Origin of the sequence: Arthrobacter sp. YN, from assembly GCF_002224285.1 — a bacterium.
In the GTDB taxonomy this organism is placed as follows: domain Bacteria; phylum Actinomycetota; class Actinomycetes; order Actinomycetales; family Micrococcaceae; genus Arthrobacter.
On the sequence record NZ_CP022436.1, the window covers coordinates 1,930,508 to 1,942,337 of the forward strand.

Consider the following 11,830-nt stretch of genomic DNA (forward strand, 5'->3'; position numbering starts at 1 on the left):
GGAAACGTCCGGACGGGGTACTTTTTGTCGTGGTCTTCTAGGAAACGCGTGGAGCTGAGTACATTTCCTCGATTACGGCGTTGAAGTCCTTCATGACCTGTGCCCGCTTGACCTTGAGGGACGGGGTGAGGTGGCCTGAGGCCTCAGTGAAGTCCGCCGGGACAATCCGGAAAGACTTGATGGCCTCAGCCTGGGACACCGACTGGTTGGCCTTGCTGATGAGTTCCTGGACCGCAGCTTTCACGACTGCGTGGTCCGCGGCCTCGGACAGCGACGTGCTGGACGGCAGCCCGTGACGTTCCAACCAGCCGGGAAGGGCTTCCTCATCGAGGGTGACCAAAGCGCCGATGAACGGGCGGTTGTCTCCCACCACCAAAACCTGGGAGACCAGTGCATCAGCGCGGATCTGGTCCTCGAGCAACGCGGGAACCACGTTCTTGCCGCCGGCCGTGACGATGATTTCCTTCTTGCGGCCAGTGATCTTGAGGAATCCGTTACTGTCCAACTCGCCAATATCGCCGGTTCGGAACCAACCGTCGGCGAAGGTCTCTTCCGTGAGGTCTTCGCGCTTGTAGTAGCCGCGCATGACGCAGACTCCCTTGGCGAGGATTTCGCCGTCGTCGGCAATCTTGACGGAGTTTCCGGGCAAGGGGGCGCCAACGGTGCCAATCCTGATCATGGAAGGCGTATTGACGGAGATGGGCGCGGTTGTTTCTGTGAGTCCGTAACCTTCCAGGATCTGCAGGCCGATCCCTTGGAAGAAGTGGCCAAGGCGTTCACCCAGAGGGCCGCCGCCGGAGACAGCGTGGGCCACCTGCCCACCCATGGCCGCGCGGAGCTTGCCGTAAACCAGTTTGTCGAACACTGCGTGCTTGATCTTCAGGCCGAGGCCCAGGGAACCTGCCTCGCGGGCCTTGGAGTAGGCGATCGCAGTGTCCACGGCGCGGTGGAAGATGGCGCCCTTGCCGCCGTCTTCGGCCTTGGTCAATGCCGAGTTGTACACCTTCTCGAAGACGCGGGGAACAGCAAGGATGAACGTCGGTTGGAAGCTTTGGAGGTCGGCCAGCAAGTTCTTGATGTCCGGGGTGTGGGCTACCTGGACGCCGCCCGCCACGGCAAGCACGGAGATGAAGCGTGCAAAGACGTGGGCCAAGGGCAGGAACATGATGGTCTTTCCCGACTCATTGATGATCTCGGGAAGGGACGCGCGGGCATTCTCGGAGAGCTCCACAAAGTTGCCGTGGGTCAATTCGCAGCCCTTGGGCCTGCCGGTGGTGCCGGAGGTGTAGATGATGGTGGCGAGATCGGCCAGGCCTGCGGAGGAGCGGCGGGACTCGAGTTCGTCGTCGGGCACGCCTGCACCGGCTGCCCGCAGGGCATCCAGCCCTGCACCCTCAAGCTGCCAGACGTGGGCCACCGAGCTGATGTCTTCCGCTGCCACTGCCTGGCGTATGACGTCCTCGTGGTGTGCTGCTTCGCCGAAGGCTGCCACCGCACCTGAGTCACCCAGGTTCCAGGCCACCTGGGAGGGAGATGACGTTTCATAGATCGGGACCGAGACTGCACCGGCGAACCAGATGGCGAAGTCCACCAAGGACCATTCGTACCGGGTCCGGGACATGATGCCCACCCGGTCGCCGGTGGCTACGCCGCTGGCAATCAGGCCCTTTGCCAGGGCTCTGACATCAGCGAGGAAGTCCTTGGCCCGGATGTCCTGCCACTGCCCATTGCTGTCCAGCTTGGAGAACAACGCTGGGTTTGACGCCTTTCCGGCTTCCCGGATCACGAAGTCCGTGATGTTGGTTTCCGGGGCGATATTGACGAGGGGAGGAACACTGATTTCACGCACGGTAGCTCCTTTGATATCCACGGGCCACGAGGGGCTGCTTTCACTCTAGTATGCCCGCTCGCGGAGGTGTGTCCTATTTCACCTACTGGCGAGTAACTTTACGGATGTGCCGTCATTTCAAGCAACTCGGGGCCCCTCCGACCCGCCGATGCAGGGGCCCGCAGTCCAGCGGAATATGATGATGGGATGCCCGCACTACGGTCCACTTTTCGTGCCAGACCCAAACCACCGGCCTCAGCATGGAAGGACGTACCGTGGGCTGCCCGCCGCAGTCATCTGGGCCGTCGCGGCCTGGCCATTGGAATAGACATCGGCGGCACCAAAGTTGCCGCCGGCGTGGTGGATGCGGAAGGGCGGGTCCTCGCCGAAGCCCGCAGGTCCACCCCCGGTGCCGACCCCCGGGCAGTGGAACAGACCATCGTGGAGCTGGTGGACGAACTCAGCGCCGAGCACCGAGTGGCCTCCGTCGGAATCGGCGCAGCGGGATGGATGGATCTCGACGGCGGGACGGTGCTGTTCAGCCCGCACCTTGCCTGGCGCAATGAGCCCCTCCGGGCCAGCCTGCAGAAGCTGCTGCGGCGTCCGGTCCTCCTGACGAACGACGCCGATGCCGCCGCCTGGGCTGAATGGCGCTTCGGCGCCGGCCAGGGAGAGAACCGGCTGGTGTGCGTGACGCTGGGCACGGGCATTGGCGGGGCCATGGTCATGGATGGCCGGGTGGAACGTGGACGTTACGGCGTGGCCGGCGAATTCGGGCACCAGATCATCTTTCCCGGCGGACACCGCTGCGAATGCGGGAACCGCGGGTGCTGGGAGCAGTACGCCTCCGGCAACGCCTTGGGGCGCGAGGCCCGCCAACTTGTCCGGACCAACTCACCGGAAGGCCGGGCTCTTTTGGAAAAGGCCGGCGGAACGGCAGACAACCTCACAGGGGCAGCGGTCACGGCGTTGGCACTGGAAGGTGACGCGACATCCCGCGAACTCCTTGCAGACCAAGGCGAATGGCTGGGACTGGGATTGGCCAACCTGGCCGCTGCCCTTGACCCCGGAATGTTCGTGATCGGCGGGGGACTCTGCGATGCCGGGGAATTGCTGGCCGGACCGGCCCGGGAGTCGTTCGCGAAGAACCTCACCGGCAGGGGATTCCGGCCCATGGCGGGGATTGCGCTCGCGGCCCTCGGTCCACGTGCCGGCATGATCGGCGCCGCGGACCTTTCACGTGTCAGCGGACGCGCCCACAGCTAAGCTGTTCGCCGCAAAGGGGGCGTCGGCACCTAGATGCGGGCGCCGTCGTCGTCCTCATTCTTTTCCTGTGGAAGCCGCATGATGAGGAAGACCACCGACGCTACAAAAGCGGCAACAATTCCCAAGATCGCAACAAGGGGAGCGGACCGCCAGAACATTGCGGTGAAGAGCAGCGCGATGGGTCCCCCCACTGCGCCAACCCACGCCAGCATTGTCAACGGCTCCGTGCCCGCAAGACTCGGAGGCTCCTCGGGAACGAAGGCGTCATCGTCGTCCTCGACCTCGAAGTCACGTGGCCCCAAGGGGCGGCCGGCACCTTCGGAAGGCTCGGGAACCGCGGCCGCCTCAGCGGGCGGCGTGGACAATCCCAAGGGATCAAAATCCCTGAAGGCCTTGCTGGATTCACGCTGTGGCCCCCGGCGTCGCCGGGAGCCGGGTTCAGGGGACCGGCCGACGGCGGGTCCCCGGCTTCGGAGGTTCCTGTCCCCTCCAACCGGGCCACCAAGTCCAGCCATACGGCGTCGTCGTCCTTGTTGGCGCTCTGATCGGCAGAGTTGGCATCAGGCCTGTTCATGGGCTGTGTCCTTTTCGGGGGAGGGCCCGTGTCCGGCCAGGGTCGCTACGGTTTGTTGAATGAAGTCCACGGTACCCGCGAAGATCTCCGGGGCATCGTTGTCGAGAGTAGCCACGTGGTAGCTGTTGCTGAGGTATCTGACGTCCACCGGTGCGTTGACCCTGGCGCGAAGGAAATCCAGGCTCGCCTCTGAGATGACGTTGTCCACAGTGGACTTGTAGACCCGGACGGGGGAGTGGATGCGGGGCAGGATCGCTGCCGTGTCCTTGTACATCTTCTTCAACTGGTGCGCTGCGGCAACAGGTGTGCGGGCGTAGGCGCCTTCGTTCTGGTCCGGTTTGAGGATGTCGTTGGCAATGGCCGGCGTTGTCTTCACCACGTATTTGAGCGCAGCGACAATGACTGCCCGTGGATCATCGAGGACCAGGCCGGGATTGACCACCACGGTTCCTGCCACAGGACGCGTCGCCGCGATGCGCAGCGCCAGGGTGCCACCCATGGACAGGCCGGTGCTGAAGACGTAATCGCACTCGGCGGCCAGCTCAAGGTAGGCGTCATCCACTGCGCGGTGCCATTCCTGCCAGGAACGCGTTGCCATGTCCTGCCACGTGGTGCCGTGACCGGGCAACAAGGGCAGCCTGACAGCATACCCGGCTGCGGCCAGGTGCTCGGCCCAAGGCCTGACGCTGTGTGGGCTGCCGGTAAAACCGTGGGACATGACGACACCCACGCGGGGGCCTATCCCGTTCCAACTGCTGAGGAACGGCGAGAAATCCGGAAGCATGTTCATGATGACTCTGAGGCTACTCTGTCCCCGGCGTGCTGACGGAAAAACCTGGCTGATTGTTCGAAAATGGTGGGCGCATCAACATCCAGTGTGGCCACATGGCCGCTGTGCGGAAGGGTCACCACTTTCAACCGGGAGGACGCGATGTGGCGCTCAATGGCGGCTACGGAACTCGGCGGGACCACCTCGTCCACTGACGACTTGAAGACCAACGCCGGAGCCTGCACTTTGGGCAGTCCGAGAGTGGCCGCCCGAAAGAGCTTCTTCAGTTCATGGACTGACTTCAAGGGCGTCTTGGAGTAGTCGCCATCCTGGGTGGAGACCGGAGCGGGTTTGTCTTCGACCATGGGTGTGGTGGTGGGCATGACGTATTTGAGGGCAGCTACGTACCTCACTCGACGGTCATAGAAGCTCAAGCCCGGATTGACCAGGACCAGCCCGGGAACGTCATGCAGGGAAGCTACACGCAGTGCCACGGCGCCGCCCATCGACAATCCCGCCACGAAGCACTTTTCGGTCTGCCCCGCCAAGTCCAGGTAACTCTGTTCAAAAGTCCGGTACCAGTCCTGCCACCGCGTTGTTGCCAGGTCCTGCCAAGTGGTTCCGTGACCGGGCAGCAGTGGTACTGAAACGGCGAATCCTTGAGCGGCCAGATACTCCGCCCACGGGAGGACGCTGAGTGGACTGCCGGTGAATCCGTGGCAGATGGCCACTCCGGTCCTGGCATTGGATCCGTGCCCGGCATGGTGGAAGGCAAGCGGCGCTGCAGGTGTGAGGCGTTCCGTCATGTGTCCCATCGTGTCACTGTTCCGGACATTTCTCACTGGAGTAGGGTTGCAGTTGAGTGCCGGCCGGGTTGCCGGAAGCATGCCATCCGTCGGCCGTGAGAGGACAACCGTGTTCTATTGGGTCATGAAAAGGATCTTCCTGGGTCCCATCCTCAAACTCCTGTTCAGGCCATGGGTCAAGGGCCTGGACAACGTCCCTGAAAGCGGCGCCGCAATCCTGGCGTCGAACCACCTGTCCTTTTCGGACTCCATCTTCCTGCCCCTGATGGTGCACCGGCCGGTGATCTTCCTGGCCAAGTCCGAGTACTTCACCGGCAAAGGCTTCAAGGGGCGGCTCACGGCACTGTTCTTCAGGCTGAGCAACCAACTTCCCATGGACCGTTCCGGAGGAGCAGCGTCCGAGATGTCGTTGCAGGCAGGCAAGGATGTCCTCGCCTCCGGCGGCCTGCTGGGAATTTATCCGGAAGGCACCCGCAGCCCTGACGCCCGGCTCTACCGCGGCAAGGTGGGTGTAGCGCGGCTCGCCCTTCAAACGCGGGTCCCCGTGGTGCCGGTCGCCATGATCGGGACGGAGAAAGTCCAGCCCATCGGTAAACGGCTTCCCAGTATCCGCCGGGTTGGCATCATCTTTGGACAACCCCTGGACTTCAGCCGCTACTACGGCATGGAGGACGATCGCCTGATCCAACGGGCAGTGACGGACGAAATCATGTACGCCTTGATGCGCCTCTCCGGCCAGGAATACGTCGATGAGTATGCCGCCGTGGTCAAAGCCCAGTTGGCCGGCAAGGGCCCGGAGCCTGTCCACCAGCTCGAGGTGACAGAGGAGGCCACCGAAGACATTGCGGAGGACAGGGATGAACCCGGGACCGGCGGGGACGGGTCGTCGCGGAAACTGTGACGCGGGCGGCCGCATCGGTTACGCCCACTGTCCCGCAACCTGGCCGGAGGCTACTACTCTTGAAGGGTGACTGAGCTAACCGCGAACACCGCATCCTCCACAGCAGATCCCCTCGCCAGCACCGCCCAAAGCGGGGCAGCGAACTATCCCGGGCTCGACGCCTGGCGGGACCTGCCGATCTCCCAGCAGCCCACTTGGTCCGACGCCGGCGTTTTCGAGGCTTCCGTCAAGGAACTTTCCGTGGTGCCGCCTCTGGTTTTCGCCGGGGAAGTGGACGTTCTCCGGGAGCGACTGGCTGCTGCGGCACAGGGCAAGGCTTTCCTCCTGCAGGGCGGCGATTGCGCTGAGACGTTTGAGGCCGCCACCGCGGATAAGATCAGCGCCCGCGTGAAAACCATCCTGCAGATGGCAGTGGTGCTCACCTACGGTGCTGCCATGCCCGTCATCAAGATGGGCCGCATGGCCGGCCAGTTTGCCAAGCCGCGCTCGTCCAACGACGAGACCCGCGACGGCGTGACGCTTCCCGCCTACCGCGGCGACATCGTCAATGGCTACGACTTCACCCCGGAGTCCCGCGCCCATGACGCCGGCCGCATGCTGAAGGCCTACCATACCTCTGCTTCCACCCTGAACCTCATCCGTGCGTTCACCCAGGGTGGCTTCGCGGACCTGCGACTCGTTCACCAGTGGAACAAGGGCTTCACGGAAAACCCGGCGCACGCCCGTTACGAGTCGCTGGCACGCGATATTGACCGCGCCATCAGCTTCATGGACTCCTGCGGTGCCGACTTTGAGGCTCTGAAGCGGGTCGAGTTCTTTGCCAGCCACGAAGCGTTGCTGCTCGACTACGAGCGTGCCCTGACCCGCATCGATTCACGCACCGGCCTGCCCTACGACACCTCCTCACACTTCCTGTGGATCGGCGAGCGGACCCGTGAACTGGACCATGCACATGTCGACTTCCTGTCCCGTGTGCGGAACCCGATCGGCGTCAAGCTCGGGCCCACCACCAGCGGCGACGATGCTTTGCGCCTGATCGACAAACTGGACCCCAACCGGGAACCGGGCCGACTGACGTTCATCACGCGCATGGGCGCGACGAACATCCGCGAAAAGCTGCCTGCCGTCGTCGAGCGCGTCACTGCCTCGGGCGCACAGGTGCTGTGGGTGACTGATCCCATGCACGGCAACACTGTCACGTCACCGAACGGCTACAAGACCCGCAACTTCGACGACGTCATTGATGAGGTCCGTGGCTTCTTCGAGGTCCACCACTCGTTGGGTACCGTCCCTGGCGGCCTTCACGTCGAAATGACCGGTGACGACGTCGCTGAGTGCCTGGGCGGTGCTGATCCCATCGATCAGGACGCTTTCCTGGACCGTTACGAGTCAGTGTGCGATCCCCGACTCAACCACATGCAGTCCCTCGAGATGGCCTTCCTGGTGGCAGGAGCCCTCTCCAAGCAGTAGGGAAAGCATGAAGAAGGCGCGGTCCGGATGTTTCCGGACCGCGCCTTTTTGTGTGTGCAGGTGACGAGTGCGGGCTGCTAGACGACAGTCAGCGTAATGACGGAATCTTCCGGCACTTCGGTATTGACGGGGCTTTGGTCACGGACGGTACCGAAGAATCCGCCGAGGATCTTGTTGATCTCCACCTTGAAGCCCAGCTTCTTCAACTCTTTCTCAGCCTCATCTGCCTGTTTGCCAATGAAGCTGGGGACCCTCACCATTTTGGGCCCCTTGGACACGGTCAGCGTCACGGACTCGCCTCGGATGAGGGTGCCGTTGGCCGGGGTCTGGGAGACCACCGCGCCCTTGGGGACCGATTTGTCATTGACGGTCTCCGGAGCGATCACTGCTTTGAGCCCGGCGTCCTGGAGGGCCTTGACTGCGGCATCCTGTGCCTTGCCGCGGACGTCCGGCACGGGAATCGGCTGCGGACCCTTGGAAACTTCCAGGGCCACAGGCGTACCGTGCCGTACTTCAGTGCCCTTGGCCGGGTCCTGGGCAATCACGACGCCGGCAGGTACTTTCTCGTCAAAGGCTTCGGTGACGTTCCCCAAGGCCATTTCCGCGGCATTGAGTGCCGTCTTGGCCTCGTCCAGGGTTCCGCCGGTCAATTCGGGCAAGGGGAAGAGTTGGGCCCCCTTGGAGACGAAAAGGGTGATGGACTGGAACTTCCGTACTTCGGCGCCGGATTCGGGCTCAGTTCCGACCGCGAGTCCGGCCAGGATGTCGTCGTCGAAAACATCGCGTGGCTCCGATTGGAAGCCGGCAGTACGGAGGAGTTGCTGTGCCTCGGCAACAGTCTTGTTTTTGACGTCGGGCACGGTCCCGGGTGAGCCCGGCCCCATGCCGAAGAACCACCCGGCTGCGGCCGCGAGCATCGCCAGGATGATGATCACGACGGTCCAGATCACGCCACGGCGGCGGGGATTGCCTTCCCTGAGGGGGCGGACAGGGGTCGCAGCAGCGCGTGCGCGGTCTTTGGTCTGTTGCCTCTCGAGCCTCTTCAACTCGCGCTTACCCGGTTGGCGAAGGTCCTGGTCAGTATCCCCGCCTGCCGCAGCCCTGGAGTGCTGAAGAGCCGAACCACCGGCGGCCATGATGGTGGTCGGGTTGCTCTGGTGGCTGATGAACTCTGTGGGTGACGCCGTGGTTGCCAGCGCTTCCGTAGGACTGCCGGCGCCGCCACCGGGCGCGGTGGCTGCGGACGCCGCGGGGTAGGGGTTGGGTCCCGGGCCTTGCCGGTGGTCCAACTGTTGGTCGGTCAGCGTGGTTCGGATGTGGCGGAGTTCGGCCAGGAGGGCAGTGCCGTCCACAGGCCTGTTCTCTGCATCTGTGGCCGTGCACCACTGAACAAGTTCGTCAAGGTCTTCCGCCAGTCCGGGAACAATGTCCGAGGGGCGTCCCACTACAGCGTTGACGTGCTGGTAGGCCACCTGGATGGGGGAGTCGCCGGCGTAGGGCTGCTTGCCGGTCAGCATTTCGTAGAGCATGATGCCCGCCGAGTAGATATCGCTGCGGGCATCCGCGGGTTGCCCGAGAACCAGTTCGGGAGCAAGGTAAGCCACGGTGCCGATCAGGGCGCCGGTGCTGGTGTTGGCCGAGACCGCCCGGGCCAGGCCAAAATCGCCTACTTTGATCCGGCCGTCGTCGGCGATCAGGACGTTCTCAGGTTTGATGTCCCGGTGGATCAAGCCGGAGTTATGGGCAGCGGCCAGTCCTTCGATGACAGGATCGATCAGTGCCAGGGCAAGCCTCGGTGCCAGGGCGCCTTGCTCGGTGAGGACGTCGCGGAGGGTGTGGCCCTTGACGAATTCCATCACCAGATAGGCGATGTGTCCGTCTTCGCCTTGGTCCAGTACGCCCACAATATGGGGGTGGGAAAGGCTGGCGGCGGCTTTTGCTTCGCGGCTCAGCCGCTGCAGGAAGGTGGGATCGTTTGCCAGGTGTGGGTGCAGGACTTTGAGGGCCACGTCGCGCTCAAGGCGCTGGTCCGTGGCCAGGTAGACGGTGGACATTCCGCCCTTGGCGAGGCGGGAACGGACCAGGTACCGGCCGTCCACCATGGTCCCAATGAGGTGGTCCTGCGTTGGTTCTTGCACCATACGATCCTAAACGAGGCAGGGAAGGGGCCCGAATCCACATTGGGCTGGCCAATGGGATCCGGGCCCCTTCCGAGGTGCTGCTGAAGCCTAGCCGAACGTGCGCTGGCGGGCCTTGATCGATTCGACGTAACGCTTGGTGTCGTCGTACATGCCGTACTTGCTGACCGAGTACTGGCCCTGGTAGTAACCGGCAATCGCGGTGTCCAGATCTTTGCTGGTGGCGATCAGTGCGCGGATGATGGCGACACCTGCCGTGGCGTTGTCGTAGGGGTCCAAAAGGTTCAGCTTGCGGCCCACCAGGTCCGAGGCCCACTGGCCGGACGACGGAATGACCTGCATGGTGCCGATGGCGTTGGCAGGCGATACAGCCCGCTGGTCAAAGCCGGATTCCTGTTCTGCGAAAGCAAGCGCCAGGGAGGGGCTGACGCCCATGCGCCTGGCCGTATCTGCCACGATGCTCTTCATTTCGGCGCGGCTGGGCACCGGGGAAGCGTTGAGGAGAGCCTTGTTCTCGTTGGCCGAACTCACGACGGCCGCCGGGTAGGTGAAGCCCAGGAAGGTGCTGGGAACCAGCGGCTTGGTCTCGCCGGCCGGCTGAAGTCCGGGGCCGGGGATGCTGAGCTTCTGGCCAGGGTAGATGACCGTGGTTGCAGACACCTTGTTGGCGGCCATCAGCGCGCTGAGGGAAACCCCGTGGCGCGAGGCGATGGAGCTGAGGGTATCGCCGGCCTTGATGGTGTAGGAACCTGTGCTGGCCAAGGGGGCAGGCGCGGGCGCGGGGGCCGGCGCGGGAGCAGCGGGCGTGGAGGGCGCAGAGCCGCCGCTGACCTTGATCTTCTGACCCGGATAGATGATGGAGCTTCCATTGAGGTTGTTCCAGCTGAAAATGCTGGACAGCGGCACTCCGTGCTTGGCGGCAATCGCGCCCAGGGTGTCACCGGAGACCACTGTGTAAATACTGGCGTTGCTGGGGGCGCTCGGGGCCACCGGCGCGGAGGGCTGGGCGGGCGTGGCCGTGGCCGTCCCCGTGAGCTTGATGGTCTGGCCCGGGTAGATCAGCGTGGTGGCCGAGAGCTTGTTCAGCTGGAGGACCGCATTGGTGTCCAGGTTGAAGCGGCGTGCGATCGCGCTGATGGTGTCGCCACGAACGATCGTGTACGTATCCGGAACCGAAGGGGCCATGGGGCGCAGGGCTGTGGGCAGCGTGGCCGCGACAGCCTGTGCGGGGATGACGGTGCCGGCATTGACGGCTTGCGCCTTCATTGCTGCAGCAAGCGTGGCAGGGACTTTGCGGGGCTGGGGTGCCGGGGAAGCCATGGACGGCTGGGCCAGGGCAAGGGAGGACAAGACCACGGCGGGAAGCGCAGCCGTGGTTGCCGCAATGACCGGCAGGCTCATGGTTCGTTTCGGCGAGCGGGGCGTCGTCATGAAGTGTCCTCATCTCAACAGCGGGGTGTTGGGTGGCGCTGTTGTCAGTGTTGCCAATGTTACTGATGTTATCAATGGTGCAAGTGTGATCAGTGTGAATCTCTCACACTTATTCAATCGACACAACAATTCCTGTCGTACGGGATTATGGATACCGAATTATTGCCAATGAAATGGCGACTTAAAGGCGGGAGCCGGGTGCCGCCGTCGAACCCCGGCTAGGCGCCGGGCAGTGCGGCGTGGCAACCTTGTTCCGTGAGTAATGTAGAAAGCCTTGTTTCCGACTGGCTCCCGCTGCCGGATGTCGCCGAGCTGCTGGAAGTTTCCATCACCAAAGTCCACGGACTTTTGGATGAGCGTGCGCTGGTAGCCATCAGGCGGGGAGAGCGGAATATCCGCTCCGTCCCGGCCTTGTTTCTTCAGGATGGGCATGTTGTAGACAGCTTGAAGGGAACCATCGCGGTTCTCAGCGACGCCGGTTACAACGACGCAGAGTTGATCATCTGGCTCTTTACCCCGGATGAATCACTGCGGGGCCGTCCCATCGATGCCCTGCGCGAGGGGCGGAAAACTGAAATCAGGCGTCGCGCCCAGTCTCTCGCCTGGTAGAGGTGCCTTCCCGGCTGAAAAGCCTGGAACCCAATTAA

The 11,830-nt window shown here is 63.4% G+C and carries 9 protein-coding genes and 1 pseudogene; 4 read left to right on the plus strand and 6 right to left on the minus strand.

Annotated elements, in window-relative coordinates; all coding sequences use genetic code 11:
• Positions 1-37: 37 nt before the first annotated feature.
• Positions 38-1,849, minus strand: coding sequence for an AMP-dependent synthetase/ligase (locus CGK93_RS08715; protein WP_089594483.1), 1,812 nt, complete (start codon positions 1,847-1,849; stop codon positions 38-40).
• A gap of 186 nt (positions 1,850-2,035) precedes the next feature.
• Here CGK93_RS08715 and CGK93_RS08720 point away from each other — a divergent pair, with 186 nt between their 5' ends.
• Positions 2,036-3,094 carry an ROK family protein gene (locus CGK93_RS08720; RefSeq protein ID WP_089594484.1) on the plus strand — a complete coding sequence of 353 codons (1,059 nt, stop codon included), beginning with the start codon at positions 2,036-2,038 and terminating at the stop codon, positions 3,092-3,094.
• A gap of 29 nt (positions 3,095-3,123) precedes the next feature.
• Here the strand turns inward: CGK93_RS08720 and CGK93_RS08725 are convergent.
• The 3 genes and pseudogenes from CGK93_RS08725 to CGK93_RS08735 all read right to left on the minus strand — a co-directional run bounded on the left by CGK93_RS08725 (position 3,124) and on the right by CGK93_RS08735 (position 5,243).
• Positions 3,124-3,668: pseudogene (locus CGK93_RS08725) on the minus strand (hypothetical protein).
• Positions 3,655-4,458, minus strand: a complete 804-nt coding sequence (locus tag CGK93_RS08730; protein WP_089594485.1) for an alpha/beta hydrolase — start codon at positions 4,456-4,458, stop codon at positions 3,655-3,657. The pseudogene CGK93_RS08725 and the gene CGK93_RS08730 overlap by 14 nt, the downstream one beginning before the upstream one ends.
• Positions 4,455-5,243, minus strand: coding sequence for an alpha/beta hydrolase (locus CGK93_RS08735; RefSeq protein WP_089597316.1), 789 nt, complete (start codon positions 5,241-5,243; stop codon positions 4,455-4,457). Before CGK93_RS08735 ends, CGK93_RS08730 begins: the two co-directional genes overlap by 4 nt.
• A gap of 109 nt (positions 5,244-5,352) precedes the next feature.
• On the opposite strand from CGK93_RS08735, the gene CGK93_RS08740 reads away from it, so the two are divergent.
• Both CGK93_RS08740 and CGK93_RS08745 read left to right on the plus strand, forming a co-directional pair.
• Positions 5,353-6,144 carry a lysophospholipid acyltransferase family protein gene (locus CGK93_RS08740; RefSeq protein WP_089597318.1) on the plus strand — a complete coding sequence of 264 codons (792 nt, stop codon included), beginning with the start codon at positions 5,353-5,355 and terminating at the stop codon, positions 6,142-6,144.
• A gap of 66 nt (positions 6,145-6,210) precedes the next feature.
• Entirely contained in the window at positions 6,211-7,614 is a 1,404-nt protein-coding gene (locus CGK93_RS08745; RefSeq protein ID WP_089594486.1) for a class II 3-deoxy-7-phosphoheptulonate synthase, read from the plus strand.
• A gap of 77 nt (positions 7,615-7,691) precedes the next feature.
• Here the strand turns inward: CGK93_RS08745 and pknB are convergent, their stop codons facing one another.
• Positions 7,692-9,755, minus strand: coding sequence for a Stk1 family PASTA domain-containing Ser/Thr kinase (gene pknB, locus CGK93_RS08750; protein ID WP_089594487.1), 2,064 nt, complete (start codon positions 9,753-9,755; stop codon positions 7,692-7,694).
• A gap of 87 nt (positions 9,756-9,842) precedes the next feature.
• The gene (locus CGK93_RS08755) at positions 9,843-11,183 is read right to left on the minus strand and encodes a LysM peptidoglycan-binding domain-containing protein (protein WP_089594488.1); all 1,341 of its coding nucleotides are present in this window, start codon (positions 11,181-11,183) and stop codon (positions 9,843-9,845) included.
• A gap of 255 nt (positions 11,184-11,438) precedes the next feature.
• Between CGK93_RS08755 and CGK93_RS08760 the strand changes: the two genes are divergently transcribed.
• The gene (locus CGK93_RS08760; RefSeq protein ID WP_089594489.1) at positions 11,439-11,792 is read left to right on the plus strand and encodes an Rv2175c family DNA-binding protein; all 354 of its coding nucleotides are present in this window, start codon (positions 11,439-11,441) and stop codon (positions 11,790-11,792) included.
• Positions 11,793-11,830 lie beyond the last annotated feature (38 nt).

Bases quoted from the DNA above. Each gene is read 5' to 3' on its own strand.
- CGK93_RS08720 (WP_089594484.1), top strand. From the start codon at position 2,036: ATGCCCGCACTACGGTCCACTTTTCGTGCCAGACCCAAACCACCGGCC.
- CGK93_RS08730 (WP_089594485.1), bottom strand. From the start codon at position 4,458: ATGAACATGCTTCCGGATTTCTCGCCGTTCCTCAGCAGTTGGAACGGG.
- CGK93_RS08735 (WP_089597316.1), bottom strand. From the start codon at position 5,243: ATGACGGAACGCCTCACACCTGCAGCGCCGCTTGCCTTCCACCATGCC.
- pknB (WP_089594487.1), bottom strand. From the start codon at position 9,755: ATGGTGCAAGAACCAACGCAGGACCACCTCATTGGGACCATGGTGGAC.
- CGK93_RS08755 (WP_089594488.1), bottom strand. From the start codon at position 11,183: ATGACGACGCCCCGCTCGCCGAAACGAACCATGAGCCTGCCGGTCATT.